Source organism: Bradyrhizobium sp. WSM4873, from assembly GCF_055811355.1.
In genome coordinates, this window is the sequence record NZ_JBVVPS010000017.1 from 68,881 (window position 1) to 94,098 (window position 25,218).

Here is a 25,218-nt window from a genome sequence, read left to right on the forward strand (position 1 = left end):
GGCTGCACGAGTCGTGCGGCAAACTCGTTTGGGTGAGGGTTGCTTCCGCAGTGAAAGCTTTCTCCGCGGAGCGATACCCCTCATCCGGCGCTTCGCGCCACCTTCTCCCACATCCGCCTTCGCCAAGGCTTCGGCGGACATGAGGGGAGAAGGAAGAAGCAAACTACGCCGGCGTAAAAAACGGCAGCGGCGCGCCATCGGTCGGCTTGAACACCACCTTCACCTTCTGGCCGATCTTCAACGTCGTCAGATCGCAATCGACGAAATTGGTCTGGAGCGATGGGCCTTCCTTCAGCGTGACGTAGCCGATCGCGTAAGGACCGGTCGGCGACTTTCGCATCAAGCTGTACGTGTAGATCGTGCCTTCGCCCGAAGACTCCTCCCACACCGTCTTGTCGGAGTAGCAGAACGGGCAGATCGCGCGCGGGAAGTAATGCGCCTCGCCGCAGGCGGTGCAGCGCTTGATCATGAACTTGCCCTGCTTGGCGGCGTCCCAGAACGCGGCGGTCTCAGGGTTGGTCACCGGCGCCGGATATTTCTTGGCTTCGCTCATCACACGCGCTCCAGAATGGCAGTCGAGGCGGCGTGGCGGACACCGAGCAAGCCGCCGGTGCCGTGGGCGATGGCGAGATCGCAATTCTTGACCTGCACCTTCGGATGCGCCTCGCCGCGCAGCTGCCGCACAGCCTCGAGGATCTTGGTCATGCCGCCGCGGTTGACGGGATGGTTGCTGCAGAGGCCACCGCCATCGGTGTTGAACGGCAACTTGCCCACCCCCGAGATCAAATTGCCGTCGGCGACGAACTTGCCGCCCTCGCCTTTCTTGCAGAAGCCGAGGTCCTCAAGCTGCATCAAGACGGTGATGGTGAAGCTGTCGTAGATCGATGCGTATTTGATGTCCTTCGGCGTGATGCCGGCCTCCTCGAAGGCGCGCGGGCCGGACCAGATTCCGGCGGAGTAAGTGAGGTCGAGATCCTTGCCGCCGCGCGGGCCCTTCATCGCTTCGCCGTGACCGATCAACCGGACCAGCGGCTTCTTCAGGCTTTTTGCGATCTCGGGCGTGGTCACGATCAGCGCGCCGCCGCCGTCGGAGACGACGCAGCAATCCATGCGATGCAAGGGATCGGAGATCATCGGCGAGTTCAGGACGTCCTCGACGGTGACCACATCCTTGAGCATCGCATGCGGATTGTATTGCGCGTGGTGCGAGGCCGCGACCTTGATCCAGGCGAGCTGCTCGCTCGTGGTGCCATAGTCGTGCATGTGGCGCATGGCACACATGCCGTAGGCATTGTGCGTGGTCGCGCCGTATGCCGTCTCGAAATCGGCCTCGGCGCCGGCCGCGCGCGGCGGCATCGCCCCGGTGCGCGGCTTGCCGGCCAACGTGATCAGCGCGATCGAGCACTTGCCCGCGGCGATCGCTTCGGCGGCATGGCCGAGATGGATGATGTAGGAACAGCCGCCGGTCTCGGTGGAATCGACATGGCGGAGTTTCTTGGTGTTCAGCCCGAGATAATCGACCATCGGCCAGGCGCCGCCCGGGGCGTCGCCGGCGCAGAAATAGCCGTCGACATCGTCCTTGCTGAGCCCGGCATCCTCGATCGCGCCCTTGGCGACCTCGGCATGGAGCTGCGCGGTGGATTTGTCCGGCGCGTGCCGGGTCGGGTGTTCAAAAATCCCGGCAATGTAGGCCTTGCCCTTGATGGTCAAATAAGGTCTCCGCTGGCGTGTCTCACGTCCGGTTTTTTCTGAACCGCTGCCGCCCTGTTGGCAAGCGCGGAAATATTCCGCCGGGCGAGAGAGCAGCGGGTCCGCGCAAGTGGACGGTCGGTCGGAGCGCCTCTGCTTCCGGAGCAGTCATTGCGAGCGCAGCGAAGCAATCCAGGAATCTTTCCGCGGACGCATTTCTGGATTGCTTCGCTGCGCTCGCAATGACGGGAACGACGGGCAGAACCCTAAAGGTGTTTTGCCCGACGGCACAAGCGGTTTCGCTTTATCGAAAAACCCTTTTCTGCGAAAACAACCCCATGCACAGTAGAAAGGAGATTGATTTCAAACAGAAATTTGTGGGGTGGATCAGCGGACCCCACCCAACAAATTCTACTCCGCTGCGATCTGCCGCGGCGCCGGCGGCGGGTTCGCCAAATCGGCGGCGAGCTGGGCGTAGCGGGCCTTGGCGTCTGCGACGGCCTTCTCCTTGACCGGACCGTAGCCGCGGATACGGTCGGGCAACGAGAGCAGCTCAACCGCGGTGTCGATCGTGAGCGGCGACAGCAGGCCGAGCACGGTGGCGACGTCCTTCTCGTAGCCGGCGATCAGATCGCGCTCGAGCTTGCGGTCGGCGCTACGACCGAAGATGTCGAGCGGCGTGCCGCGCAGGAACTTGAATTTTGCGAGCACGCGGAACACCGGAAGCATCCATGGGCCGAAAGCGCGCTTCTTCGGGCGGCCGAGCGCATCGACGCCACGGCTGAGGATCGGCGGCGCCAGGTTGAAGTTGAACTTGAAGTCGCCTTCGAACTGGTCGCGAAGCTGCTTTTCGAACGCGCCCTCGGTGTAAAGCCGCGCGACTTCGTATTCGTCCTTGTAGGCCAGCAGTTTGGCGTAATTGACCGCAACGGCGCGCGTCAGCGCCTCATCATAGCCGCCCTGCCTGACGGCATCGCTGACCTGGTCCACCAGCCTGCGGTAGCGCTTGGCCAGCCGGCCGTTCTGATAGGCGGTGAGATGCTTGGCGCGGTGCTCGACGAGCTCGTCGAGCGTCATTGCCTCAAGCGTCTTCGGCGCAACGACCTCGTCAGTGCCCTTCAGCATGTCGGCAAGACGTGCCGGATCGGCGACCGCGAGCCGGCCGAGGCGGAAGGCTTCCTTGTTCATCTTGATCGAGACGCCGTTGACCTCGATCGCCTGCTCGATCGACTCCGCCGACAACGGCAGCAAGCCCTTCTGATAGGCGTAGCCCATCATCATCATATTGGTGGCGATGCTGTCGCCGAGCAGCTGTTCGGCCGGCTTGGTGAAGTCGAAAAACACCGAGTCCTTGTGCAGCGCGGTCTCCAGCAACCCGTTCAGCTTGCGGGTCTGGAAGTTGAAATCGCGATTAAGGACGAAGTCAGCGGTCGGGATGACGTGGCTGTTGATGATGCCGCGGGTGCGGCTGCTGTCGCAGAGCGAGATGGTGTCCTTGGCAACCGCGACCACCTCATCGGCGGCAAGCACGACATCGGCCGTGCCGGTGACGATGCGCGAGCAGGTCACCTCGGCCGGGTGATCCGACAGGCGGACGTGGCTCAGCACCGCCCCGCCCTTTTGCGCCAGGCCCGACATGTCGAGGATCATCGAGGCCTTGCCCTCGATATGCGCGGCCATCCCGAGCAACGCGCCGATGGTCAGCACGCCGGTCCCGCCGACGCCGCCGACCGCGATGTTGTAGGGCTTGTCCAGGTTCGGGCGCGACGCCGGCTCGGGCAGCGCGCCGATATCGCCGACGCCCGCAGGCGCGCGCTTGCGCATCTTGCCGCCATCGACGGTGACGAAGGACGGGCAAAAGCCTTTGACGCAGGAATAATCCTTGTTGCAGGTCGACTGGTTGATGGCGCGCTTGCGGCCGAACTCGGTCTCCAGCGGCTCGACCGAAATGCAGTTCGACTGCACCGAGCAATCGCCGCAGCCTTCACACACCGCGGGATTGATGAGCACACGGCGCGCCGGATCTTCCATCGTGCCGCGCTTGCGGCGGCGGCGCTTCTCCGCGGCGCAAGTCTGCACGAAGACGATCGCGGACGCGCCCTTGACCTTGCGCAACGTTTTCTGGACCGCGTCGAGCTCGTCACGATGCGCTGTCTTGACGCCGGGCGCGATCTCGTTGGCCGGATAGGCGTCGGGATTTTCGGAGACCAGATAGATCTCGCGGATGCCTTCGCTGTGAAGCTGGAAGGTGATCTGCTGCGGCGACAATTCGCCGTCGACATGCTGGCCGCCGGTCATCGCGGTCGCGTCGTTGTAGAGGATCTTGTAGGTGATGTTGGCGCCGGAGGCGATCGCCTGGCGGATCGCGAGGCTGCCGGAGTGGAAATACGTGCCGTCGCCGAGATTGGCGAACACGTGCTCTTCCTTGGTGAAGGGGGCAACGCCGACCCACGGCACACCCTCTCCGCCCATGTGCGTGAAGGTCTCGGTGGAGCGATCCATCCACAGCGCCATGAAGTGGCAACCGATGCCGGCAAAGGCGCGACTGCCTTCGGGCACCTTGGTCGATGTGTTGTGCGGGCAGCCGGAGCAGAAATACGGGGTGCGGGCGACAGGCGCGGTCGCCTGCATTTGCGACGCCTGGCGGCCGTTGAACCAATCGGCCTTCGAGCGCAGCATCGTTGCAATTTCGGGATTGAGATCAAGTCGAAGCAGGCGCTCGGTCAGCGAGCTCGCCAGTGAGGCGACGCTGAGTTCTTCGGCAAAAGGGAGGAAGCGCTTGTCGTGGTCGTCCATCTTGCCGATGATCCGAGGACGGACGTCGTCGCGCCAGTTGAACAGCTCCTGCTTCACTTGATTTTCGACGATCTCGCGGCGCTCTTCGATGATGAAGATTTCCTCGAGGCCCACGGCGAACTGCCTGACGCCTTCCGGCTCCAGGGGCCAGGGCATGCCGATCTTGTACAATCGAAGTCCGATCTTGGCGGCGACCTCGGGCGTGATGCCGAGCTCGCGCAGCGCCTGCCGGATATCCTCGTAGCTCTTGCCGGACGCCATGATTCCGTAGCGGGCGTTGGGCGAGTCCATCGTGATGCGATTGACCTTGTTGGCGCGCGCAAAGGCGATCGCGGCAAAGCCCTTGTAGTCCTGCAGGCGGCGGTCCTGGGCGAAGCGGTCGTCGGGCCAGCGCAGATTGAGGCCGCCTTCGGGCATCTCGAAATCGGTCGGGATCACGAACGGCGTCATCTCGTCGGTGAGATCGATCTCGGCGGTGGTCTCCACCGTCTCGGTGATCACCTTCATGCCGACCCAGCAGCCCGAGTAGCGCGACATCGCGATACCCAGAAGGCCCATCTCGATCATCTCGTGGACGCTCGACGGGTAGAGATAGGGCATCAGCGCCGACATGAAGGCGTGGTCGGACTGATGCGGGACGGTGGAGGATTTTGCACCGTGGTCGTCGCCGGCGAGACATAAGACGCCGCCGTTCTTGGCGGAGCCCGCGGCATTGCCGTGGCGAAAGACGTCGCCGCAGCGATCGACGCCGGGGCCCTTGCCGTACCAGATGCCGACCACGCCGTCATACTTGGCGCCGGGCGAGAGGTTGAGCTGCTGCGAGCCCCAGACCGCGGTCGCGGCCAGATCCTCGTTCACGCCGGGCTGGAACTTGATGTTGTACTGCTCGAGATGCTTGCGCGCGGCGAAGAGCTGCTGGTCGTAGCCGCCGAGCGGCGAGCCGCGATAGCCGGAGATGAAGCCGGCGGTGTTCAGCCCTGCGGCACGGTCGCGCCGGATCTGGGCCATCGGCAGGCGGACCAGGGCCTGAATGCCGGTCGTGAAAATATGTCCGGTGTCCTGGGTGTATTTCTGATCGAGACTGATCGGACCCTGGTTGATGCCCATTATGTCCTCTTCCGCCCTTTTGAGCGCCTGGCTGCTTAAGCCGTTGCCTGCCCGTTGTTTTTAGCTAGGGCGCGCCGACCATTTCCGCCACTCTATGTCGGATATTTCACGCTCCGCATCACAATTCTGGACCAAAGCCAGCGCCGGGTAAAAATCGCAATTTCGTGGCTGCATTGGCATCCGCGATTTTCATTTTGTGTCACCATACCCCCGCCGTCGCGCAACGAATTGACGCCCGATCATGCGGGACGGCGTCGATGGGTCGCAGGAGAGGCTTTCGATGCGGACGATTCTGGCTGGCCTGGCTCTCGTGGGTCTGGCGTTGTGCAGTGCGGTTGGGAACGCGGCCGTCGCTGCCGAGCCGTCACCGGAGCTGATCGCCACCGGCAAGGCGCTGGTGGAGGCCGGCGACTGTGCGGGCTGCCACACCGCCGATCCCGCCAAACCGTTCGCGGGCGGAAAGCGCATCGACACGCCGTTCGGCGCGATCTACGCGCCGAACCTGACGCCGGACCGCGACACCGGCATCGGCGCCTGGACCGACGCCGACTTCACCCGCGCCGTGCGCGCCGGCGTCGCGCCCGACGGCTCCAATTATTACCCGGCGTTTCCCTACCCCTATTTCACGCGGATGACGAAGGACGACACACTGGCGATCCGGGCGTATCTCGGAACGCTCGCGGCCGTCACGAGCCGCAACAAGCCGCCGGAACTACGCTGGCCGTTTGGCTATCGTGGCCTGATGCGGATCTGGAAAATGGTCTATTTCAAACCCGGCCTGTTCGAGCCGGACCAGAGCCAGAGCGCGGCGTGGAATCGGGGCGGCTATCTCGTCACCGGGCTCGGTCATTGCGGCGCCTGCCATACGCCGAAGAACTATTTTGGCGCGGACAAGCAGGCGCAGGCACTCGCGGGCAACGAGGTCGGCGGCTGGTACGCGCCACGGCTCGATGGCGCCGCCCGCACCGGGCTGAAATCGTGGAGCGTCGAGGACGTCACGGAATATCTCCAGAGTGGGCGCAACGCCAGGAGCCACGCCAGCGGGCTGATGGCAGAGGTGGTCGTAAACTCGACTTCGAAGATGAGCGATGCCGACGTGCGCGCGATCGCGGTTTACCTGAAGGACCTGCCGCCGGCGCGGCGTGAGACAATCGTGACGCCGCCTGACGATCCCGAGATGAAGGCCGGCCAAGCCGTCTACGCCAAGCTCTGCATCGCCTGCCATGAGGCCGACGGATCCGGCGCACCGCGCATCTATCCACCGCTACCCGCCAACGCGCTGCTGCAATCGGTCAATCCGTCCTCGACCTTGCGCATCATCCTCGACGGCGCTCACACCGTCACGACGCCCCGCGCGCCCAACACCGGCGAGATGCCGGCCTATTCCAACCAGCTCTCCGACGAAGAGGTCGCGGCGGTGACGAACTACATCCGCAATTCCTGGGGCAACGCCGCACCGCTGGTGACGCCGGCGCAAGTGGCAAGGGCGCGGAAGCAGGAGCCGTAGCTCAAGGCCCCCGCTCCTCCTCTTCCGTGAAGACGAATTTCGGCATCTCCCATTTGTAGCGCACCGCGAGGAGACGGAAGCTGATGCCGAGGGCGAACGTCAAAATGGTCCAGAGCTCGGCGTTCAGCTTGAGGCCGAAGGCGGTGGCATAGAACAGCCCCGTCACCACCGAGACGCTGGCATAGAGCTCGGAGCGAAACAGCAGCGGCACGTCGTTGCAGAGCACGTCCCGCAACACGCCGCCGGCGCAACCGGTCACCATGCCGGAGACGATGACGATCGGCAGCGTGGCGTCCATCTGCCAGGCGATGTCGCAGCCGGTCATGGTGAAGACGACGAGGCCGATGGCATCGAGCACGATGAAGGCCAGTTTGAGCCGGTGGACCAGCCGCGCCATCAGGATGGTGAGGAAGGCGGCGCCCCCGGCCATTGCGAGGTAGATGGGGTTTTGCACCCAAGCCAGGGGATAATGGCCGAGAAAGACATCACGCAAGGTGCCGCCGCCGAGCGCGGTGATGCAGCCAAGGAAACAGACGCCAAGCCAATCCATGCTGCGGCGCCCCGCAGCGAGCGCGGCGGTCATGCCTTGCGCCGCGACCGCGACCAGCGACAACAGATGCAGCACGCTATCGCTCGGCGGCAAGCTCCACATCGCTTTGTTCCCTTCCGTCAGCGGAGCTTACGCTTCAGGCACCCCAGCGAACAGGTTCCCGATTCCCGCCGCGGGCGCAACATACGACGAAAGCACTAAGGAGGGCGGAACAGAAGCTCGCATCTAAGGGTTGTCCAGCCGCAATAATCGAGGAGAACCAATCGATGGCTGACGACCGTTTTATCAACGATCCGTACCGCCCGAATCTCGCCGATGATGAGTATCGTAATGCGGCGCGACGGGATGCCCAGCTTCAGGTCGACCCCGAGCTTGGCGAAGGCCCCGCCTCCAGCGGCAAAGTAGCCCTGTTCGCAGTGGCAATCGCCTTGGTGCTGGGTGCCGTATTCTATGGCCTGAACAACACCGGCACGAGCAACCAGGCGAGCACCACGCCGGCAACGCAGACCGCCCAGCAGGCGCCGGCCACCAATCCGGCCGCACCTCCCGGCATGCGTGACGTGACGCCGCGCACCAACACCGGCCCGGGCGTGACCACGGGCGCCGCGCCGAGCAAGCCGGCCCCGGATACGCCCGCACCGGCTGACGGCGCGAAGTAACGATTTGCAACAATATGCGACAGCGGCGGGATTTCAGATCCCGCCGCTTTCGTTTGTCTTTAGCTGAAGATCTTGTTGAGTTCGCCCCCGGGGTAGCCGGTACCGAGCTCGGTGAACGTCCCCTTATCCGCCATTTCCTTCGCGGCCCGCATGAAGCCGCCCCAGGCGGCGCGAGCGAGTGAACCGCCGACGCTGATCCGGCGCACGCCGAGATCGGCAGCTTCCTGCAATGACAGTCCGGAGCCGCCGATCAGCAGGTTGAACGGTTTGGGTGCGACAGCCTTCACCACCGCGGCGATGTCCTCGCGGCTCTTCAGGCCCGGCGCGTAAAGGCAATCGGCGCCGGCATCGGCGTAAGCAGTGAGCCGGTCGATGACGAGCTTGAGGTCGGTCACGCCCCACAGGTAGGCTTCGCAGCGGCCGACCAGCAGCGCGCCGCTGTCGCCGATCGCCTTGCGCGACGCCTTGATGCGCTCGACTGCGAGCGCGCGATCGTAGATCGGCTTGTCCTTGTCGCCGGTGGAATCCTCGATCGACAGGCCGGCAACGCCGGTGCGCACACAGCGCTCGACATTGTCCGCGACCTTGTCCGGCTCGACCGCAAAGCCGCCCTCGAAATCCGCGTTCACCGGGATATCGACGGACGTGCTCAATGCCGCCAGATGCTGACAGACCTCCTCGACGCTGACATGGTTGTCGGCTTTGCCGATGGTCCAGGCAAAGCCCGCACTCGACGACGCGAGTGCCTTGAAACCGAGATGCTGCAACGCTTTCGCGCTGCCGACGTCGACCGGATTGGGCAGGATGAAGCAGCCGCTCTCGTGCAGCTTCCTGAAGGTCGCGCGCTTGTCAGCAGTTGTCACGTGCATGTTTCTCTCCCTTGTTGGCCGCGCAGAGATGGGGACGTGCCGCCGCGCGCGCTAGTGCGCGTCGTGCACCGCGCGGCTGTCCTTTGGCGCCTGCTCGCGATCATTCATGCTGTAGTCGCGGATCACGCTGGCGATCCGCAAATGATAATCGGCGAAGATTTTTGCGCGGCCCTTGGCCTGGGTGCGGCGGTGCTCCATCCTGTTGCGCCAGGCTTGCACGGCCGCCTCGTCCCGCCAGAACGACACCGACAAGATCTTGCCCTTGTCGGTCAGGCTCTCGAAACGCTCGACCGAGATGAAGCCGTCGATGGTTTGCAGGATCGGCTTGAGGTCGGCCGCGAGGTCGAAATAATCCTGGCGGTGTTCCGGCTTCGGCCAGACCTCGAAGATCACGGCGATCATGGACGTCTCTCCTTGAGTTGATGGCCTACAATACCACCTACAAAACCACTTGGCGCAGAAACGTGCGCTCTTCCGCGAGGATGAATTTGTGCTCCTCGGCGAAGTGGAAGTTCGCCATGCCTTCCGTATCCTGACGCAGCCGGGCGCGATAGGCCTCGTACGCAGCGAGACTCTCGAAGGTGATCAGCGCAAACGCGATATTGTTGGTGCCCTCTTGCGGCATGAAATAGCCGATCAGATCACCGCCGCATTTCGGGATGATGGTAAGCCAGCGCTTCGAATACTCCTCGAACTGCGCCCTCTTGAACGGATCTAGCTGGTAGCGGATGAAGACGGTGATGGACATGATGGGCTCCTGATTTATCGTGCGAGACACGCGAGCGACATCGTCGCCGCTGAAGCACTGGATTGCTTCGCTTCGCTCGCAAGGACGTGTTTGCGGGACACAGGCTACGCGCTTGCCTCACCGCAATGCTTCGGCTACCATCGAAGCATGAAATCAGGTCCCGACATCGCCATGATCGCCTCGCTCGTCGGCGATCCCGCACGCGCCAACATGCTCACGGCGCTGATGAACGGCCGCGCGCTCACCGCGAGCGAGCTGGCGCAGGAGGCCGGCATCACGCCGCAGACCGCGAGCTCGCATCTTTCCAAGCTCGAGGCCGGTGGCCTGATCGAACCGGAGAAGCAGGGCCGCCACCGCTACTACCGCCTCACCGACGACGATGTCGCCGGTGTGCTGGAGGGCCTTGCGGGCCTCGCCGCGCGGACCGGCCACATGCGCGTGCGCACCGGGCCGAAGGATCCGGCGCTGCGGCGTGCGCGGATCTGCTACGACCATCTCGCCGGCGATCTCGGCGTGCAGATGCTCGACACCCTGCGTGCGAAAAACCTGGTCAGGCAGAAGAAGCAGGAGATCGAGCTGACGGCGGAGGGCGAGCGCTTCCTGGCCAAGCATCTGCAGATCTCGCCCGACATGCTCAGCCATCCCCGCCGCCCCGTGTGCAAGGCCTGCCTCGACTGGAGCGAGCGGCGCCACCATCTCGCCGGCACGCTCGGCGCCGCGATGATGCAGCGTTTCGCCGAGCTGAAATGGGCCGCCCGCGACGCCACGCCCGGCAGCCGCGTGGTGAATTTCACCCGCACCGGCGAGAAGCAGTTTGCCGCGTTGTTCGGGACTGCGAAGGACTGAACACAAGCGCGTGTAAGCGTGTCTCGTCGTCATGGCCGGGCTTGACCCGGCCATCCCAATCTTTAGTGCAGTTTGCGCGGCACGACGTGGATGCCTGGGTCAAGCTCGGGCATGACGGAGAATGTGTCTCCTAGCGCCAACATGACTCAGAGCCTTCAATGATCCGCCTCCTCCCGACCGTGCTTTGCGCGGCTCTTCTCGCCGCTCCTCTTATATCCCGCGCCGCCGACGCCGCCCCGCGCGAGCCTTACGGCATCGCGCTCGAAGGCTTTGCCTATCCCTATCCCGTCCACCTGCTGCCCCTGACCAATGACGGCGAGCAGCTCAGCATGGCCTATATGGACGTGCCGGCTGCGCAGCCGAACGGCCGCACCGTGGTGCTGCTGCACGGGCGCAATTTCCCGTCGAGCTACTGGGCGCCTGTTATCAAGATGCTGAGCGAGGCCGGCTTCCGCGTCGTGGTGCCGGACCAGATCGGCTTCGGCAAATCCTCCAAGCCGATCGGCGAATTGCATTTCGACAATCTGGCGCGCAACACCATCGCACTGCTCGATCACCTCAAGATCGACAAGGCCGAGATCGTCGCCCATTCGCTCGGCGGCATGCTGGGCGTCCGCATCGCGCGCGCCTATCCCGACCGCGTCGCTCATCTTGTTCTGACGGCCCCGATCGGGCTGGAAGACTACCGCCTCTATGTGCCGCCGACGCCGACCGAGAAGATCATCGAGACCGAGGACAAGCTCACCGCCGATGGCTATCGCAAGCAGCTCCAGACCAATTATGCAATCAAGCTACCGGCGGAGGCGATCACGCAGTTCATCGACGCCCGCTTCAACATCAAGGGCAGCCCGGATTATCCGCGCTGGCTGCGCGCCTTCGTCAGTTCCGGCCAGATGATCTATCGGGAGCCGGTGGCGCACGAGATCGCGCTGATCACCGAGCCGACGCTGTTCATCATGGGCGCCGACGACCACAACGCACCGGGCCGACCGAACGCGCCCGAGGCGCTGCGCGCGAAAATGGGGCAGAACGCCGAGCTCGCGAAGGCACTCGCGGCGAAGATGCCGAATGCGCGCGCCGAGGTGATCCCGGACACTGGCCATCTCGTCTTCCTGGAATCACCAGAGAAGTACAAGGAGCTGGTGCTGGGCTTTCTCGGCCGCTAGCGACATTGCTGTCGTCCGGAGCCGCGTGCGGGGAATGTTCATGCCGCATTCAGGTCATGATTGGCAGATTTGGCTGGCGTCGTGTCGGCATGTTGCGATTTTAACGTGTCGAATCGTGTCTTTTGATTCATGGTGCGCCGAAAGCGCCAAGCCCTCCTAGAAGCTGCCCCAATCCTGCCCCCAAAACCTGCCCCCCAAAGCTTGCCCCCAAAGACGAGAAGGAAGATCAAATGAAATACCTGTTCGCCGCCGTGATGCTCGCCAGCGCGGTCGTTGGTTTCAGCGAGGCGGCCAGCGCCGCCGGCGGTTGCGGCCCCGGCTGGTATCGCGGCGCCTATGGCGGCTGCCGCCCGATGCGCGGTCCGGTCGTTGTCCGCCCGGGTCCGATCGTGGTTGCGCCGGCCCCTGTCGTGGTCGTGCCGCGCGCGCGCGTGTGCCCGTATGGCTTCCGCTGGTACGCCGGCCGCTGCCGCCCGTTCTGATCTCGTTTTTTGCATAGCTAAATGGCCGCGCGGCGAAAGCCTGCGCGGCCATTTTCTTTTTGAGCGCCTGACGCCGCACCGGGATGTCTCGAATCAAAACGGGGACCGCGATCGCGGTCCCCGTTCAAGCCTGGTGCGCGAAGCTTACCAATGACGGCGGTGCCATCGCCGGCGATGCCAGCCCCAGTGACGGCGGCGCCAACCCCAATGACGGTGGTGGCCGTGCCAGTGCACCTGCTCGGGCTTCAACTGCGCGACCTCTTCGCTGCTGGTGACTGCGGGATGAGCGTCGGGATTGCCTTGCGGCGTGCTGGGATCACCGAGCGACTGCGGCGCCAGCGGCGCAGCCTGCGCGGCGGTCGTGAACGCGGCAGCTCCGGCCGCGACACCGATTGCAAATTTCAAAAAGTTCCGGCGCTCCATGACTTCTTTCCTCTTGGATGGTCGTGCCAGTGATGCAGAGGCGAGTGTCGTGGTGACGACATGAACCGAAGCTGAATCGCGCGTTCAGCTTCGTTGCGCAGGTGACAGGAGAATTCGCAGCACCGTAGCCCGATGCTCTATTTCCCGAACTCCTGCGCCAGCACCAGCAACTCGCGCGTGCGCGTCACGTCGGGCCAGTCGCGCTTGAAATCCGCCACCAGCTGCGTCAGCGCATCGCCCTTCAGCATGGCGCGCAGCGCAGCCTCGCTCTCGAACTGATACACCGCCTGATGCAGTGACGGATCGTCGAGGCTCCAGAACCGCCAGGCCTTACTCGCACCGAACGCCTTCATCGCGTCGGGCAGATGTTCCGTCTCGTACCACCTGTCGAAGGCGGCGCGCCTGCCGACATCGGTGATGATGGCGCGGACGACGAAGAAGGCTGACGGCATCGGATTTCCTCCTGTTGTTTGGGATGAGACTAGCCGATGACGTCGGCGACGACAAAAAAGGATTGGCAGCGGTGTCGGACCGCGCGCCCCTCATCCGTCCTATGCGTAAGACAGCACGGAGACGTCCCATGGCCGACCTCACCCTCACCACCTTCAACTGGGTTCCCCAACTGCCCCGCGGCTTCGTCCGCGATCTTCGCGTGCGCTGGGCGCTGGAAGAAGCCGCCTTGCCCTACCGCGTCGCCAGCGCGCCGTTCGACGACCGCGGCGCCGCGCATCTCGCGCACCAGCCGTTCGGCCAGGTGCCGTGGCTGACCGACGGCGATCTCTCGATCTTCGAGAGCGGCGCGATCCTGCTGCATCTTAGCGAGCTCAGCGCGAAGCTGATGCCGACGGATCCACGCGGCCGCGTTGAGGCGAAGGAATGGATATTCGCCGCGCTCAATTCCGTGGAGATGGCGAGCCTGCCCTGGGCGCTTTTCAGGTTCACCGGGAATAACGACGGCTCACCGGCCGTGAAGTTTTTCGACGACTTCCTCAAGCTCCGCCTCAAGCACATGGAGCCGGTGCTGGCCGGCCGTGAATGGCTCACGGTCTCCTTCTCCGTCGCCGACATCCTGATGGCCGACGTGCTGCGCCTCGTCGATCATTTTGACGGGCTCACGGAGCATCCGGCCTGCCGCGCCTACGTCGCGCGCGCCACCGCCCGCCCCGCCTTCGCCAAGGCCCACGCCGACCAGATGGCGCATTTCGCTGCGGCGGACGCGACGCGCTGACGCGGCGTGAGGTGTGACGTGCCTCACATAATTAATTCGGCGACGGCCCTAGGCTCACAGCCATCAAATCAACCCCTGCGGAAGGTGACACATGGCCCGCATCGCATATCTCAGAGACCAGCTTGCCCGCGCCGAACGGCTGGCAAAGGCGATCCTCGACCGGCAAACCGCCGAGCAGCTTCAGGCGTTCGCAGCTGAATGCCGCGAGGAGCTGCAGGTGCTTTCGCGCAAGGCTGCGGCGTAAGGCTGCTCGATTACGCGAGCTTCATCGGCGTGTCGGCGACCACGCGAAGGTCGATGCGGCTGATCAGTTGAGACCGAAGCGCCTCCGCGTCACCGATCGCGCTCTCTGTCTGCCGCAGCGTGCTGACGTTCGAACCAAGCGAGACAATTCCGCCGAGCACAAGGGCGATCGATCCGAGCGCGGCCGTTTGCCCCATCCCGAACAAGCCGAGGATCGTGATCAGCAACAGCGCAGCCCCGCCACCGATCGCGAGCTTGGATGCCAGGATGTACTTACGGCAGCGCTCGGCGACCTCGGCCAAGGCCTCGATACGCGCTTCGATGTCTGAAATCTCGTCGGTCGGATCGTCTTCGGTCATTGGATTTGGATCGAGGATGCCAACTCAGAAACAGAATCGGTAGCCCACATGAGCGAAGCGACATGCGTGACTTGGATAGAAACCCGGATGTAGCTACCCTCATCCGGGCTACAAGTGCCCTCACAACGGCAAATTGTCGTGCTTCTTCGCCGGCGTTTCCACCTTCTTGTCCTTCAGCATCGACAGCGCCCGCGCGATCCGCTTCCGCGTCGAGTGCGGCATGATGACGTCGTCGATGTAGCCGCGCTCGGCGGCGATGAAGGGGGACAGGAAGCGGTCTTCGTATTCCTTGGTGCGCGCGGCGATCTTGTCGGGGTCGCCGATGTCGGCGCGGAAGATGATCTCGACCGCGCCCTTGGCGCCCATCACCGCGATCTGGGCGGTCGGCCAGGCGTAGTTCATGTCGGCACCGATCTCCTTGGACGCCATGACGTCGAAGGCGCCGCCATAAGCCTTGCGGGTGATGATGGTGACCAGCGGCACGGTGCACTGCGAGTACGCGAACAGTAGTTTCGCGCCGTGCTTGATCAGGCCGCCATATTCCTGCGCGGTGCCCGGCAGGAAGCCCGGCACGTCGACGAAGGTGACGATCGGGATGTTGAAGGCATCGCAGAAGCGCACGAAGCGTGCCGCCTTGCGCGAAGCGTCAGAGTCGAGCACGCCGGCCAGCACCATCGGCTGGTTGGCGACGAAGCCCACCGTGCGGCCCGCGATGCGGCCGAAGCCGGTGACGATGTTCTTGGCAAAGGCATCCGCGATCTCGAAGAAGTCGCCCTCGTCCACGACCTTCAGGATCAGCTCCTTCATGTCGTAGGGCTTGTTCGGATTGTCGGGGATCAGCGTGTCGAGCGACATGTCGACGCGGCCGATGTCGTCGAAGCCCGGCCATTCCGGCACGCCGTCGGTGTTGTTGGACGGCAGGAAGTCGATCAGACGCCGCATCTGCAGAAGCGTCTCGACGTCGTTCTCGAAGGCGCCGTCGGCGATCGAGGAGCGCGTGGCATGCACGGAGGCGCCGCCGAGCTCTTCGGCCGTGACGACCTCGTTGGTGACGGTCTTCACCACGTCGGGACCGGTGACGAACATGTAGCTGGTGTTCTTCACCATGAAGATGAAGTCGGTCATCGCGGGCGAATAGACGTCGCCGCCGGCGCAGGGGCCCATGATGACGGAGATCTGCGGGATCACGCCGGAGGCGAGCACGTTGCGGCGGAACACGTAGGAATAGCCGGCCAAGGCAGCGACGCCCTCCTGGATGCGGGCGCCGCCGGCGTCATAGAGGCCGATGATGGGCGCCCTCGCCTTCATCGCCATGTCCTGAAGCTTTGTGATCTTCAGCGCGTGCGTTTCCGAGAGCGAGCCGCCGAACACGGTGAAGTCCTTGGCAAAGACAAACGTCTTGCGGCCGTTGACGGTGCCCCAGCCGGTGACGACGCCGTCGCCGGGCACCTTGTTCTTCTCCATGCCGAACTCGGTGGAGCGGTGCTCGACGAACATGTCGAATTCCTCGAACGATCCCTTGTCGAGCAAGAGCTCGATACGCTCACGCGCGGTCAGCTTGCCGCGGGCGTGCTGCGCCTCGATGCGCTTCTCCCCGCCGCCGAGCTTTGCGCCGGCGCGACGGTCTTCAAGGGCGTCCAGGATATTCTTCATTTGCTCCCGCCAGTTCTTAACCTAAATGCGATTGCCGGGGTTCTAACACGGCATTTTGCGGGCCGGGAAGCGGCTTTCGGTCCCGCAGGGCTGCCTTGCCGCAGCGGGAAAGCGCAAGGAATTTCAAAGTTTTGCCTGGGAGACGAGCATGACCGAAGGAACGGCGGAGATTGGCGCTGCGACGGGCGGCGTCAACATCCTGCTGCGGCTGGAGGGCCTGACCCTGTTTGTGGGGATGGTGATGCTCTACTGGGCCTGGGACGGCTCATGGCTGGTGTTCGCCCTGCTGTTCTTCGTCCCCGATCTCAGCTTCCTGGCATACCTGTCGGACGCCAAACTCGGCGCGATGGTCTACAACGCCGCCCACAGCTACATGGCGCCGGTCGCGCTGCTGACGCTCGGCTTCGGCCTCGCCTCGCCGCTCACCCTGTCCATCGCCTTGATCTGGCTCGCCCATATCGGCATCGACCGGGCGCTGGGCTATGGCTTGAAATATTCGGCCGGGTTCGGCTTCACCCATCTCGGCCGGATCGGCCGGCAGAAGGATACCTGACCGCCGCGCGCTGCCCGTAAATTTGGCGGCCCGGCCGGTTGACCGGGCGCGGCGATTCAGGCTTGCTCCAGGCTTGCGATCAGGCGCCGAATGTTGCGTGGGCTCAGTCGGTACGGCGGCGGTCATCATTTCCGGCTGCAAGCATCACCCCATGTCCGCGACGGTCGTTCCCCTGCCGCCGAACTCGTCGTCCGAAACCACCGACTTCCTGCGGCGCATGGCCAGCATGGTGTCGGGGCGGAACGGCGAGATGCTGCTGCGCGCGGCCGTGCTGATCGAGTCGCTGACGCAGCGGGCGATGTCGGCGGAACGCCTCTATCACCGGGAGCACGAGGAGAACACGCGCAACAGCGAGCTTCGCGAGGCCGGTGAGATGACGTCCGACGCCATGGTCAAGCAAATCGACGGGCTGCGCAGCCAGCTTGCCGAAGTCACCGCCGCCGCGGCGGCCGAGCGCGCGGCATTCGATGCCGAGCGCGGCAAGCTGCTCGGCTTGATGCAGCACGCCGAGAGCCATATCGGCCAGCTCACAAGCGAGCTGGAAACGCTGCACGCCTCGGTCGACAGCTTCAACGAGACCGCAATCTCCGTGCCGATCGAGGTGCTGCGGCTGGCGCGCACCCAGTTCGATTTCCTCTCCGCCGGCTTTGCGCGCAAGGGCGACGTCATCTCGCAGGCGATGAGCGAGATTGGCGGTTTTGCCATCGACCAGGCGCTGACGGTGAAGAAGGCCGATCCCGCCTGAGGCGAACCGCCGGCTTGCGTCAATTTGACAGCGCGCAGGCCTGTTGTTCTACTCACTGAAAATCACGGGGGAGGATCCGATGCCGACGGCATTCCGCGCCGCCATGGCGCTCTGCATTTCAACGCTATTCGCCGGCATGGGCGCCAACGCGCAATCGCTTCCCAGGGAAGTCGCCACCCGCGCCGAGATCTACCCGATCCCCTCGCTCACCCTCTCCGACCAGCAATTCCTCAGCGGCGACGCCGCGGCCGGAAGGCCGGTGACGGTCGCCGGCGAACTCCGCGTGGCGCAAGGCAGCGGAAAACTCCCCGTCGTGGTGCTGATGCACGGCTCGAGCGGCGTCGGCGCCACCACCGAAGCCTGGGTGCACGCGTTCAACGCCATGGGCATCTCGACCTTCGTGATCGACGGCTTTACCGGCCGCGGGCTGACGGTGGTGGGGCCGAACCAGGCCCTGCTCGGCCGGCTCAACCTCGTCATCGACATCTATCGCTCGCTGGAGATCCTCGCAAAACATCCCCGCGTCGATCCAGATCGCATCGTGCTGATGGGCTTTTCACGCGGCGGACAAGCGACGCTCTATGCGAGCCTCAACCGCTTCCACAAGCTCTGGAACAAGTCCGGCATCCAGTTCGCCGCCTACATTCCGTTCTATCCGGATTGCTCGACGACCTATCAGAACGACACGGACGTCGCCGCGCGCCCGATCCGCATCTTCCACGGCACCCCCGACGACTACAATCCCGTCAAGAGCTGCAAGGCCTTCGTCGAGCGGCTCAAGACGGGCGGCCGCGACGTGGTGCTGACCGAATATCCCGACAGTGCGCACGGCTTCGACAGTGGGCTGCTCGGCGTCAAGACGGTTGCCGTGTCCACGGGTGCGCAGACCGTGCGCAATTGCCAGATCAAGGAAGGCGATGGTGGCGTGCTGATGAATGCCGATACGAAAGCGCCGTTCACCTACCAGGATTCCTGCGTCGAGCTCAATCCGCATGTCGGCGGCAATCCAGCGACAGCCGCCGAGTCGCGCAAGGCCGTGGAGGGATTTTTGCAGGCGCTGTTCAAGCTGAGCTGAGAAGCAGCTCGGCCTGCATGGTTCGAGACGCCCGCTTTGCGGGCTCCTCACCATGAGGGTCTGACTTCTTGCCGCACAACAAGACCTCATCCCTGAGGAGCCCGCGAAGCAGGCGTCTCGAAGGATAGCCACAACGAACCTTCCCTACGGCTCGCCCGCCTTGAACGGCTCCTGCTTGTCCGGCGGCACGGTCTCCTCCGCCATTGCCAGCAGCATCGCGACCATCACGTAATTGCCGGCGACCGCGGTGAGATCGACGATCTGCTGATCGTTAAACGCCTTCTTCGCCCGCGCGTAGGTCTCGTCAGAAACCTTCCTGGTCGTGGTGAGCTCGGTGACGAAGTCGTAGACGACGGCCTCGTCCTCGGCCATCTTCGCAGGCCGCTTATTGGCCTTCAGCTCCGCGATGATGTCGGGCGACAGGCCCGCCTTCGCGGCGAGCGGCGCATGGGCGTACCACTCCACCTGCGAGCGCCATTGCCGCCCGATGATCAGGATCGCGAACTCGTTGAGTTTTGTCGGGACCGAGGTTTCCCAGCGCAGATAGTGGAACAGGTCGAACAGGCGCTGGCCGAGCACCGGGCTGCGGATCATCGGATTGTAGGGACCGCCGATGCCGACGCTCGAGACCTTCATGATCTGCTCGCCGAGCGGCTTCTGCTTCGCGTCGAGCTGGTCCATCGTGAGTTGCGGAAAGCGCGGCTCCCTGCTGCTGGCGGGGCCGGCAAACATCGTGGCGGCGAGCCAGCCGCCCGTGGCGGCAAGCGTGAGCGACGACAGCCAGAGCGGCGTTGAGTTCATGTTGTCCTCCCGGTTTTTCTTTGACCCGGAGGATGCTAGTCGAGCGGCGCCAGCGCGTGTGCGCTAGACGGCGCCGATCTCGGCAAGGCAGGCTTGCGTCAGCGGCATGCGCTCGCCGACCAGACGCGGCTCCTTGCAGTCCATATTGAGCGCGAACACGGTGTGCGCTTCGCCCTTCTCGGCCCAGCCCACCATCCAGCCAAGCGACGGCTCGCCGCGCTCGGCGCCAAGCAGCCCGGATTTGGCGCGAATGACGCTATCGCCGACCTTGGTCACCGGCAGGATGTCAGCGACGAGATCCTGGCTGCGTTTGGAGATCGGCAGCGCGCGGCGGCGCAGCCGGTCGACGAAATCGACCTGCTCGACCGGATCGATGCGCAAGGCGCCGGTGAGCCAGAACTGGTCGATGCCGTCGCCGATGTCGCGGTTGCCATAGTCGAACAGATCGACGTATTTCTGCATACGCTCTTGCCCGATGCGGCGCGCGATCTCCTGATAGACCGGCACCGCGCTCACGAGAATCGCGCTGCGCAGCGTGTGATCCTTGTTCCAGGCCTCGATCGGACGCTTCACGCCATCCCAGGGAAATACGTCCTTGTCGGGATCGGCGACGACGCCAGTTTCGAGCGCGATTAGCGAGTTCGGTATCTTGAAGGTCGAAGCCGGCAGCTTCGCCTCGCCCGAACGTTCCTTGTCGCTCGCAACGATCAGATAATCCTCGACCTTGTAGCCGACGAACGTCCCGGCCGTGCCGAGGTCGGTGAAGCGCTTTGCGAGGCTGTCACGAATCTCGTTCCGCGGCGGCGCGACATGGGCGAATCCGCGCGATGGCAAAGCGGCAGCTGCAGCGAGAAGGCCGAGGGTGGAACGGCGGGTGAGCACTGGCGTGTCCGTTTACGCGATGAAGAAGGCCCGACCATGCAACCGCTTTCGTGGTGAAACGATGACAGCTACCGCCTCCCCGACAGCCGCAGCACGAACACCAGCACTTCGGCGACGGCCTTGTAGAGGTCGGGCGGGATCTCCTCGCCGAGTTCGACCTTGGAGAGCGCGCCGGCCAGGATCTCGTTCTCCTCGATCGGGATGTCGTTGGCCTTCGCGATCTCGACGATTTTTTCGCCGATCGTGCCCTTGCCCTTGGCGACGACGACGGGCGCGTTGCTGCCCTTCTCGTAATGAAGCGCAATCGCAAGCTTCGACGGGTCGCTCATGTGGCGCGATCCAGGAAGTGGCCAGCGCGGGCCGGAGTGGGCTGTGGCGGGGTGCCATCGCGGACCAGGATGTCGCCGGGCTTGAGCTCGGCTCTGGTCAGGGCCTGGTTGAGCTCACCGATTCCGGCGCGAAGCTGCTGTGCGGTCGTCGGCCGCTCCGCCCACATCCGCACGAAGGTCTTGTCACCGTTGAGCGTGATCAAAGCGTGCACGGGTCCGGCCGGCTCGACGTTGAGTGTGAACCGCGCGCGCCAGGCGCGCCTGGCGGGGTCGGCGGATTCATTGCCGCCGTCGCGCGAGATCTCGAACTGCGCCATTGCCGTCCCCTGCGGCGTAGCGAACGGAATCTCGAAATTCCACTGCGGCACGGTCGGATCAATCCTGTGACCGCTGGCGTCGGTGCGATCGGGGAGCGAAGCAACCTGCAGCAAGGTCTGGCGCGCGATCGCGGCATCGGTGTCGTCGAGCAGGCGACGCACGGTCGCAGCGAGCGGCGTATCTGGTACGAGTGACGGCGAGGCGATGTATTGCGGCGACGGCAACGCTCCGCGAACCGGTGGTGGCGTCGCGCGCGCGGCGGCTTCGAAAAAATGTCCGTCGGGCACGGCTTTGTTCGAGCCCGGCAAATTACCCGTCATGCGCGGCAGGTTTTGCGTGAGTTCTTGCAGGAGGCTCGCGGCAAGGCCTTCGGTCATGGCCCGCGGCACCGCGGGCTGCGGAGCACTGCCAGCGATGTCCGCCAACACAGAGGCCGCGAGATTGACACTGTGCGGCATTTGCGGTGGTTGGGCGATCTCGGGTTCGGTTGTCGGCAATGCGGCCTGCGCGGCCTGCGTCTGCGCGGCAGCAAGCTGCGGTGTCGCCACGGTACCAGCTGGAAGGGCGGCACCTTGCGCCTGTGGCGCGGTCGCCTCGAGCGTCGTCAGCGTCTGGCGCAGCACCAGCAGCGCGGCTTTCAAATCCGGCATCGTTCCGGAGGACGGAGTCACGCCTGCGGCGAGCGAGGCCTCGAGGAGCAGCCCGGACTTCTGGAACGCGGATTCGATGTCGCCGCCGTCGAGCCCGGTGTTGAGCGGCGTCTGCTGCGCCAGCACGCCCAGCATCGCCTGCTTCAGCCCCACTGGAAGATCGCTGCCGGTGACGACCGCGGCCAGATTGGCGAACAGCGGCGCCTGGCTGCCCTGCTTTGTGACCGCCTCGGCCGAGGCCGTCGTGACAGCAGCCTGTTCGGACGGGGTCAGGGTATTGCGGGCCGCGCCCGCTGACGGCGCAATCGGCGGGCTGTCCACCAGGGAGGCCGCAGCCGGCGTCAGCGTGACCTGATCGGCGGTCGCCTCGCCTGCCCCGCCCATGACGGCGAGCCGGATCGTGCCGCCGTTTTGCGACACCGCAAGCTGGAGATTTTGTCCCGGTGTCAGCGCCACCTCGGACATCACATCCATCGAGAGGTTGGCGATCGCGATCCGCACCAGATTATCGGCGAGCACGCTGACGACTCTTGCGTCGACCACGCTGCCGGCCTGCAGCACAAGATCGGGCGTCGCCGCGTCAGCAACAGGGCTGGCGGCACTGACGGGAACGATCGAACTTATCGGCGTCGGCATCGCGAGGGGCCCGGGAAGCGCAGGTCCTACCCTAAGGCCGCCTCGTAAACCTCTCGTTAAGGACCTCCGACCGCTGGCGGCCTCACCGCGGTCAAAACCGCCACGGCAGCCTCGAAATCCCGCAGGCGGGCGGCGCGGCGGCCGGCCGCTTCGTCGTCCACGCCCCATTTCTCGGCATTCCAGTCCTCGTCGACATAAGCCGCCGCCCAGACCTGATTGGCGTCGCGCACGCCATGGGCCAGTGCCAGCGCCAGCAGCGCCGAGCCGGTCAGGGTGGTGATCACGTGGAGGGCGGCGATCGACCAGGCATCTCCCGGCAGCGCCGCACGCGCGGCCTGGAGCGCCTCCTCCGGCTGCGTCACATGCATGACGCCTTCGGACAGGATGAAATGCGCGCCCAGCGTCTCCGCGGCCCAGAACAGCACGGGATCCCAATGCGCGGCCTCCCGGGCGACAAGTCCCTCGGGATGGCCGGCGCGATAGAACAGCAGATCGGACTGAAGATATTTTGCAAGGTCGTCCGTGACGAGATCGACGCGGTCGACGACGCCCTCGACCACGCTGTTGGCGATCCGCGTCAGCGGCATGGTCAACGGATTGATCGTCTCTTTCTGATCCGCCCATTCCGCGGCCACTGCGTGGGCTAGCGCGCGCGAGGGGATCACCACCTGGCGGCCAGAGGGCGTTCGGACCGGCTTGCCATCGAGGGTGATGGCGAAGCCGCCCTCGGCCTCGGTTACCCGAACCTCCTTATAGAAACGCTTGCGCAACGGCACGCGCAAGGCCTGGCGGACCGCCTCTTGCGGATCGAGCGGGGATCGCCCCGCAACTTCATCGAACAATTCGCGCATCTGGTTTTCGGCCCTGATCACTCAATGCTAGGCTTGTAAGGTAAGAGCGGCGACCGATAAAGCGAGCGGCAGGTATGAGGGAACTTGCGGGCATTGTGGCTCTGTTCGCCGGGTTTTGGCCGGCCGCGGCGCAGGCCGGATTTCGGACTCCGGAATCGGTGGTCCGCAATGTCTACGCTCATTACGGCCAGGGCGCGCCGGAGCTCTCAAAAGGCCTGCCGCGGGATGCCGCCACCGCCCGGCAATTCTTCGACCCCTCCTTGCGCAAGGTGTGGTCCGCGCCGCGAGTCGAGCCCTACGATTTCCTGGTGCAGAGCCCGAGCTGGAAGCTCGGCCCGGTCGCGATCGCGGTCGTTCGCAGGCAATACGACAAGACCTATGTCGCGGCGAATTTCGACAACCGCGGCCGGCCGCTCAGGCTGAACTTCATCCTGGTGAACGGCCCGGAGGGCTGGCTGATCACGGATGTCGAGAGCCCGCACGACAGCTTGCGGATGTTTCTCGAGCAGTTTCGGAATTGAGGTAGGTCTATCCGATCTGCCGCTTCGTCGGCTGCTCAGTTGCTTCGATGGAGCGTCTTTGAGGTGCGGCAGGTTGCGTCAGCATGTCCCGGCAGGTAACACACAAGAAGAGACTTCTTCCGCCGAGATCCCGGCCAAGCGCCTCCCGTTCCGTCGGCGGGAACGGCCAAAGTCACGGGACCAAGGCCGTCGATCTGGCCAAGGCAATAGACGTTGCGCGCGAGAGCCACTAAAGGTTGGAAAAGAACTGGTGGACGATCAATGCCGGTGAGTTTCACTGATGGCCGCCACAGTCGACGTCAGACCGGGCTAGTTTTGGTTGCTCCCACCATGTCATGGGCACGAACGAGTCAGCTTTGGATGATTTGCTAGAGGATGGACCAGGAGACATCGAGCAAATGGCTATTGCAGCCGCTAGAGGAATGGTCGGGAAATAAGCAGCCCGTCAGGTCCGTTCTGTTGGGCATTTTGGTGTGTTCCGGCGCCATCATGATCCTCTTGCACGGGATCGGGCTCGGATCGTGGTCAAGCGCCGCGGTGCTAATTTGCCCGCTGGTCGGTCTTGTCGCCATGGGCCACTTCCGGAATACGATCTGGGATTCCGTTTTCCTCCTGTTCGTGCTTTGGCTTGGCATTTCTACCGTCGTCAACGGCCCAGGGCCTCTGAAGGAGGAAGCCCTACTTATCCTCGCCTTGGCGGCTTATCCCGCAGCTCGGTTGTCTGGCACGACCGGGCGGCCATTTTTCGCGGTGCTCGGTCTGGTCGGGTTCCTTGGCCTGGCGTGCATCGTAGTGGCGCTCCGAGATCAATGGAGCGATCTCCACGGGAAACCATTGGTCTTCGGCACTTTTGATGCCGCTCCGGCCCAGATTTCCGTTTGCTTTGCTCTTCTGCTGGCTGGTCTCGTCGCCTCACACCTCAATCGCTTATGGTTGGTTATCGGCTACATATCTGCCGGCGTGGTATTTGCCATCTTGGCGGCGTCACTCCTGCGTTTTTCCATTGTGGCGCTGCTATGCACGTTAGCCTGCGAAGCTGCTATCTCTCGCCGCACGCGAGCTAAGGCACTCGTCGCCATCTTGGTGGTTTCGACCTCCTGGGCCGCCGGGTACTATACTCGCGTCGCTACCGCCGAGCGTCTCGCCGTCGCCATATCGGCGTCTCCTCCTGCTGAGGTGGGCTCTCCTGCTGAGGTGGGCGCTCCGGGCGAGCTCGGTCCTCGGGGTGAGGTTGGTCCTCAGGTTCAGGTCGGTCCTCGGGGTGAGGCCGGTCCTCAGGCTGAGGCCGGTCCTCGAGGTGAGGCCGGCACAGCGGCGTGCGGCGACCTAAAACAATATAATTCTGTCCTGACACGAAAGAAGCTCATCAGCGACGTAGCCAGCGCGATACCTCGCGCGGGGATCTTTGGTCACGGCCTTTCGAGCTTCACCCAGATGACGTGCCTAGGCATGGAAACCCACCTCAGCCTTGCCCAGGTTGTCATTGAGTTCGATGGCTGGCTGGCGTGCTGCTTGGATTTATAGCGCTTGGA

General features: G+C 64.2%; 28 protein-coding genes. 12 read left to right on the top strand and 16 right to left on the bottom strand.

Going from position 1 to position 25,218, the window contains the following annotated elements; translation table 11 throughout:
• Positions 1–163 precede the first annotated feature (163 nt).
• The 3 genes from AC0L21_RS22155 to AC0L21_RS22165 all read right to left on the bottom strand — a co-directional run bounded on the left by AC0L21_RS22155 (position 164) and on the right by AC0L21_RS22165 (position 5,592).
• Positions 164–553 (bottom strand): Zn-ribbon domain-containing OB-fold protein, encoded by a 390-nt coding sequence (locus AC0L21_RS22155; protein WP_007611535.1) that lies wholly within the window; start codon positions 551–553, stop codon positions 164–166.
• Positions 553–1,710 carry a thiolase domain-containing protein gene (locus AC0L21_RS22160; protein ID WP_473250638.1) on the bottom strand — a complete coding sequence of 386 codons (1,158 nt, stop codon included), beginning with the start codon at positions 1,708–1,710 and terminating at the stop codon, positions 553–555. Before AC0L21_RS22160 ends, AC0L21_RS22155 begins: the two co-directional genes overlap by 1 nt.
• A 390-nt stretch (positions 1,711–2,100) precedes the next feature.
• Complete coding sequence (locus AC0L21_RS22165; protein WP_473263932.1) at positions 2,101–5,592, bottom strand: indolepyruvate ferredoxin oxidoreductase family protein; 3,492 nt, start codon at positions 5,590–5,592, stop codon at positions 2,101–2,103.
• A gap of 280 nt (positions 5,593–5,872) precedes the next feature.
• Here AC0L21_RS22165 and AC0L21_RS22170 point away from each other — a divergent pair, with 280 nt between their 5' ends.
• On the top strand, positions 5,873–7,099 hold the full coding sequence (locus AC0L21_RS22170) for a cytochrome c (protein WP_473263933.1): 1,227 nt from the start codon (positions 5,873–5,875) through the stop codon (positions 7,097–7,099).
• A 1-nt stretch (position 7,100) separates the two neighbouring features.
• On the opposite strand, the gene AC0L21_RS22175 is transcribed toward AC0L21_RS22170, so the two are convergent.
• The gene (locus tag AC0L21_RS22175) at positions 7,101–7,751 is read right to left on the bottom strand and encodes a trimeric intracellular cation channel family protein (RefSeq protein WP_473263935.1); all 651 of its coding nucleotides are present in this window, start codon (positions 7,749–7,751) and stop codon (positions 7,101–7,103) included.
• Between the two features lie 164 nt (positions 7,752–7,915).
• Here AC0L21_RS22175 and AC0L21_RS22180 point away from each other — a divergent pair, with 164 nt between their 5' ends.
• Positions 7,916–8,308 carry a hypothetical protein gene (locus tag AC0L21_RS22180; RefSeq protein WP_027567464.1) on the top strand — a complete coding sequence of 131 codons (393 nt, stop codon included), beginning with the start codon at positions 7,916–7,918 and terminating at the stop codon, positions 8,306–8,308.
• 59 nt (positions 8,309–8,367) lie between these two features.
• Here the strand turns inward: AC0L21_RS22180 and AC0L21_RS22185 are convergent, their stop codons facing one another.
• From AC0L21_RS22185 to AC0L21_RS22195, 3 genes are read right to left on the bottom strand one after another with little or no spacing between them, the layout of a single operon-like run.
• On the bottom strand, positions 8,368–9,177 hold the full coding sequence (locus AC0L21_RS22185; RefSeq protein ID WP_473263938.1) for an isocitrate lyase/PEP mutase family protein: 810 nt from the start codon (positions 9,175–9,177) through the stop codon (positions 8,368–8,370).
• Positions 9,178–9,228: 51 nt separating this feature from the next.
• Positions 9,229–9,579, bottom strand: coding sequence for an antibiotic biosynthesis monooxygenase family protein (locus AC0L21_RS22190; protein WP_473263939.1), 351 nt, complete (start codon positions 9,577–9,579; stop codon positions 9,229–9,231).
• Between the two features lie 37 nt (positions 9,580–9,616).
• Positions 9,617–9,925 (bottom strand): NIPSNAP family protein, encoded by a 309-nt coding sequence (locus AC0L21_RS22195; protein WP_473263940.1) that lies wholly within the window; start codon positions 9,923–9,925, stop codon positions 9,617–9,619.
• A gap of 147 nt (positions 9,926–10,072) precedes the next feature.
• Here AC0L21_RS22195 and AC0L21_RS22200 point away from each other — a divergent pair, with 147 nt between their 5' ends.
• The 3 genes from AC0L21_RS22200 (at position 10,073) to AC0L21_RS22210 (ending at position 12,419) form a co-directional block, all read left to right on the top strand.
• Entirely contained in the window at positions 10,073–10,771 is a 699-nt protein-coding gene (locus tag AC0L21_RS22200) for an ArsR/SmtB family transcription factor (protein WP_473263942.1), read from the top strand.
• A 158-nt stretch (positions 10,772–10,929) separates the two neighbouring features.
• Positions 10,930–11,937: an alpha/beta fold hydrolase gene (locus AC0L21_RS22205; protein WP_473263944.1), complete on the top strand. Its 1,008-nt coding sequence runs from the start codon at positions 10,930–10,932 to the stop codon at positions 11,935–11,937.
• A 230-nt stretch (positions 11,938–12,167) separates the two neighbouring features.
• The gene (locus AC0L21_RS22210) at positions 12,168–12,419 is read left to right on the top strand and encodes a GCG_CRPN prefix-to-repeats domain-containing protein (protein WP_007603074.1); all 252 of its coding nucleotides are present in this window, start codon (positions 12,168–12,170) and stop codon (positions 12,417–12,419) included.
• A gap of 144 nt (positions 12,420–12,563) precedes the next feature.
• Here AC0L21_RS22210 and AC0L21_RS22215 read toward each other — a convergent pair whose 3' ends face one another.
• Together AC0L21_RS22215 and AC0L21_RS22220 are read right to left on the bottom strand one after the other, a co-directional pair.
• On the bottom strand, positions 12,564–12,842 hold the full coding sequence (locus AC0L21_RS22215) for a twin-arginine translocation signal domain-containing protein (protein WP_473263945.1): 279 nt from the start codon (positions 12,840–12,842) through the stop codon (positions 12,564–12,566).
• A gap of 137 nt (positions 12,843–12,979) precedes the next feature.
• Positions 12,980–13,294: a hypothetical protein gene (locus AC0L21_RS22220; RefSeq protein ID WP_473263947.1), complete on the bottom strand. Its 315-nt coding sequence runs from the start codon at positions 13,292–13,294 to the stop codon at positions 12,980–12,982.
• 128 nt (positions 13,295–13,422) lie between these two features.
• Here AC0L21_RS22220 and AC0L21_RS22225 point away from each other — a divergent pair, with 128 nt between their 5' ends.
• Together AC0L21_RS22225 and AC0L21_RS22230 are read left to right on the top strand one after the other, a co-directional pair.
• Positions 13,423–14,070, top strand: a complete 648-nt coding sequence (locus AC0L21_RS22225) for a glutathione S-transferase family protein (protein ID WP_473263948.1) — start codon at positions 13,423–13,425, stop codon at positions 14,068–14,070.
• Between the two features lie 91 nt (positions 14,071–14,161).
• Positions 14,162–14,314, top strand: coding sequence for a hypothetical protein (locus tag AC0L21_RS22230; RefSeq protein WP_473263950.1), 153 nt, complete (start codon positions 14,162–14,164; stop codon positions 14,312–14,314).
• A 10-nt stretch (positions 14,315–14,324) separates the two neighbouring features.
• Here AC0L21_RS22230 and AC0L21_RS22235 read toward each other — a convergent pair whose 3' ends face one another.
• Together AC0L21_RS22235 and AC0L21_RS22240 are read right to left on the bottom strand one after the other, a co-directional pair.
• A complete protein-coding gene (locus AC0L21_RS22235; protein WP_473263951.1) occupies positions 14,325–14,672 on the bottom strand; it encodes a hypothetical protein in 348 nt (115 codons plus the stop codon).
• Between the two features lie 120 nt (positions 14,673–14,792).
• Positions 14,793–16,325, bottom strand: a complete 1,533-nt coding sequence (locus AC0L21_RS22240; protein ID WP_473263952.1) for an acyl-CoA carboxylase subunit beta — start codon at positions 16,323–16,325, stop codon at positions 14,793–14,795.
• Positions 16,326–16,473: 148 nt separating this feature from the next.
• Between AC0L21_RS22240 and AC0L21_RS22245 the strand changes: the two genes are divergently transcribed.
• The 3 genes from AC0L21_RS22245 (at position 16,474) to AC0L21_RS22255 (ending at position 18,698) form a co-directional block, all read left to right on the top strand.
• Positions 16,474–16,878 (top strand): DUF4260 domain-containing protein, encoded by a 405-nt coding sequence (locus AC0L21_RS22245; RefSeq protein WP_473263953.1) that lies wholly within the window; start codon positions 16,474–16,476, stop codon positions 16,876–16,878.
• A 151-nt stretch (positions 16,879–17,029) separates the two neighbouring features.
• Positions 17,030–17,623, top strand: a complete 594-nt coding sequence (locus AC0L21_RS22250) for a hypothetical protein (RefSeq protein ID WP_473263954.1) — start codon at positions 17,030–17,032, stop codon at positions 17,621–17,623.
• A 79-nt stretch (positions 17,624–17,702) separates the two neighbouring features.
• Positions 17,703–18,698, top strand: a complete 996-nt coding sequence (locus AC0L21_RS22255) for a dienelactone hydrolase family protein (protein ID WP_473263955.1) — start codon at positions 17,703–17,705, stop codon at positions 18,696–18,698.
• 144 nt (positions 18,699–18,842) lie between these two features.
• On the opposite strand, the gene AC0L21_RS22260 is transcribed toward AC0L21_RS22255, so the two are convergent.
• The 5 genes from AC0L21_RS22260 to AC0L21_RS22280 form a co-directional block, all read right to left on the bottom strand.
• Entirely contained in the window at positions 18,843–19,499 is a 657-nt protein-coding gene (locus AC0L21_RS22260; protein WP_473263956.1) for a carboxymuconolactone decarboxylase family protein, read from the bottom strand.
• Between the two features lie 63 nt (positions 19,500–19,562).
• Positions 19,563–20,381, bottom strand: coding sequence for a penicillin-binding transpeptidase domain-containing protein (locus tag AC0L21_RS22265; RefSeq protein WP_473263958.1), 819 nt, complete (start codon positions 20,379–20,381; stop codon positions 19,563–19,565).
• 68 nt (positions 20,382–20,449) lie between these two features.
• Positions 20,450–20,710 (bottom strand): EscU/YscU/HrcU family type III secretion system export apparatus switch protein, encoded by a 261-nt coding sequence (locus tag AC0L21_RS22270; RefSeq protein WP_007603059.1) that lies wholly within the window; start codon positions 20,708–20,710, stop codon positions 20,450–20,452.
• On the bottom strand, positions 20,707–22,314 hold the full coding sequence (gene fliK, locus AC0L21_RS22275; RefSeq protein ID WP_473263960.1) for a flagellar hook-length control protein FliK: 1,608 nt from the start codon (positions 22,312–22,314) through the stop codon (positions 20,707–20,709). The genes AC0L21_RS22270 and fliK overlap by 4 nt, the downstream gene beginning before the upstream one ends.
• A 56-nt stretch (positions 22,315–22,370) precedes the next feature.
• Positions 22,371–23,165: an ATP12 family chaperone protein gene (locus AC0L21_RS22280; protein WP_473263962.1), complete on the bottom strand. Its 795-nt coding sequence runs from the start codon at positions 23,163–23,165 to the stop codon at positions 22,371–22,373.
• Between the two features lie 74 nt (positions 23,166–23,239).
• On the opposite strand from AC0L21_RS22280, the gene AC0L21_RS22285 reads away from it, so the two are divergent.
• Positions 23,240–23,686 carry a hypothetical protein gene (locus tag AC0L21_RS22285; RefSeq protein WP_473263964.1) on the top strand — a complete coding sequence of 149 codons (447 nt, stop codon included), beginning with the start codon at positions 23,240–23,242 and terminating at the stop codon, positions 23,684–23,686.
• 375 nt (positions 23,687–24,061) lie between these two features.
• Complete coding sequence (locus AC0L21_RS22290) at positions 24,062–25,210, top strand: collagen-like triple helix repeat-containing protein (RefSeq protein WP_473263966.1); 1,149 nt, start codon at positions 24,062–24,064, stop codon at positions 25,208–25,210.
• Positions 25,211–25,218 lie beyond the last annotated feature (8 nt).

What these genes read in the sequence shown, in the direction of transcription:
- AC0L21_RS22215 (WP_473263945.1), bottom strand. Translation starts at nt 12,842, where the DNA reads ATGGAGCGCCGGAACTTTTTGAAATTTGCAATCGGTGTCGCGGCCGGA.
- AC0L21_RS22190 (WP_473263939.1), bottom strand. Translation starts at nt 9,579, where the DNA reads ATGATCGCCGTGATCTTCGAGGTCTGGCCGAAGCCGGAACACCGCCAG.
- AC0L21_RS22175 (WP_473263935.1), bottom strand. Translation starts at nt 7,751, where the DNA reads ATGTGGAGCTTGCCGCCGAGCGATAGCGTGCTGCATCTGTTGTCGCTG.
- AC0L21_RS22195 (WP_473263940.1), bottom strand. Translation starts at nt 9,925, where the DNA reads ATGTCCATCACCGTCTTCATCCGCTACCAGCTAGATCCGTTCAAGAGG.
- AC0L21_RS22245 (WP_473263953.1), top strand. Translation starts at nt 16,474, where the DNA reads ATGACCGAAGGAACGGCGGAGATTGGCGCTGCGACGGGCGGCGTCAAC.
- AC0L21_RS22230 (WP_473263950.1), top strand. Translation starts at nt 14,162, where the DNA reads ATGGCCCGCATCGCATATCTCAGAGACCAGCTTGCCCGCGCCGAACGG.
- AC0L21_RS22280 (WP_473263962.1), bottom strand. Translation starts at nt 23,165, where the DNA reads ATGCGCGAATTGTTCGATGAAGTTGCGGGGCGATCCCCGCTCGATCCG.
- AC0L21_RS22165 (WP_473263932.1), bottom strand. Translation starts at nt 5,592, where the DNA reads ATGGGCATCAACCAGGGTCCGATCAGTCTCGATCAGAAATACACCCAG.
- AC0L21_RS22260 (WP_473263956.1), bottom strand. Translation starts at nt 19,499, where the DNA reads ATGAACTCAACGCCGCTCTGGCTGTCGTCGCTCACGCTTGCCGCCACG.
- AC0L21_RS22285 (WP_473263964.1), top strand. Translation starts at nt 23,240, where the DNA reads ATGAGGGAACTTGCGGGCATTGTGGCTCTGTTCGCCGGGTTTTGGCCG.
- AC0L21_RS22180 (WP_027567464.1), top strand. Translation starts at nt 7,916, where the DNA reads ATGGCTGACGACCGTTTTATCAACGATCCGTACCGCCCGAATCTCGCC.
- AC0L21_RS22290 (WP_473263966.1), top strand. Translation starts at nt 24,062, where the DNA reads ATGGACCAGGAGACATCGAGCAAATGGCTATTGCAGCCGCTAGAGGAA.
- AC0L21_RS22200 (WP_473263942.1), top strand. Translation starts at nt 10,073, where the DNA reads ATGAAATCAGGTCCCGACATCGCCATGATCGCCTCGCTCGTCGGCGAT.
- AC0L21_RS22185 (WP_473263938.1), bottom strand. Translation starts at nt 9,177, where the DNA reads ATGCACGTGACAACTGCTGACAAGCGCGCGACCTTCAGGAAGCTGCAC.
- AC0L21_RS22205 (WP_473263944.1), top strand. Translation starts at nt 10,930, where the DNA reads ATGATCCGCCTCCTCCCGACCGTGCTTTGCGCGGCTCTTCTCGCCGCT.
- AC0L21_RS22210 (WP_007603074.1), top strand. Translation starts at nt 12,168, where the DNA reads ATGAAATACCTGTTCGCCGCCGTGATGCTCGCCAGCGCGGTCGTTGGT.
- AC0L21_RS22170 (WP_473263933.1), top strand. Translation starts at nt 5,873, where the DNA reads ATGCGGACGATTCTGGCTGGCCTGGCTCTCGTGGGTCTGGCGTTGTGC.
- AC0L21_RS22270 (WP_007603059.1), bottom strand. Translation starts at nt 20,710, where the DNA reads ATGAGCGACCCGTCGAAGCTTGCGATTGCGCTTCATTACGAGAAGGGC.
- AC0L21_RS22220 (WP_473263947.1), bottom strand. Translation starts at nt 13,294, where the DNA reads ATGCCGTCAGCCTTCTTCGTCGTCCGCGCCATCATCACCGATGTCGGC.
- AC0L21_RS22250 (WP_473263954.1), top strand. Translation starts at nt 17,030, where the DNA reads ATGTCCGCGACGGTCGTTCCCCTGCCGCCGAACTCGTCGTCCGAAACC.
- AC0L21_RS22235 (WP_473263951.1), bottom strand. Translation starts at nt 14,672, where the DNA reads ATGACCGAAGACGATCCGACCGACGAGATTTCAGACATCGAAGCGCGT.
- AC0L21_RS22155 (WP_007611535.1), bottom strand. Translation starts at nt 553, where the DNA reads ATGAGCGAAGCCAAGAAATATCCGGCGCCGGTGACCAACCCTGAGACC.
- AC0L21_RS22225 (WP_473263948.1), top strand. Translation starts at nt 13,423, where the DNA reads ATGGCCGACCTCACCCTCACCACCTTCAACTGGGTTCCCCAACTGCCC.
- AC0L21_RS22255 (WP_473263955.1), top strand. Translation starts at nt 17,703, where the DNA reads ATGCCGACGGCATTCCGCGCCGCCATGGCGCTCTGCATTTCAACGCTA.
- fliK (WP_473263960.1), bottom strand. Translation starts at nt 22,314, where the DNA reads ATGCCGACGCCGATAAGTTCGATCGTTCCCGTCAGTGCCGCCAGCCCT.
- AC0L21_RS22240 (WP_473263952.1), bottom strand. Translation starts at nt 16,325, where the DNA reads ATGAAGAATATCCTGGACGCCCTTGAAGACCGTCGCGCCGGCGCAAAG.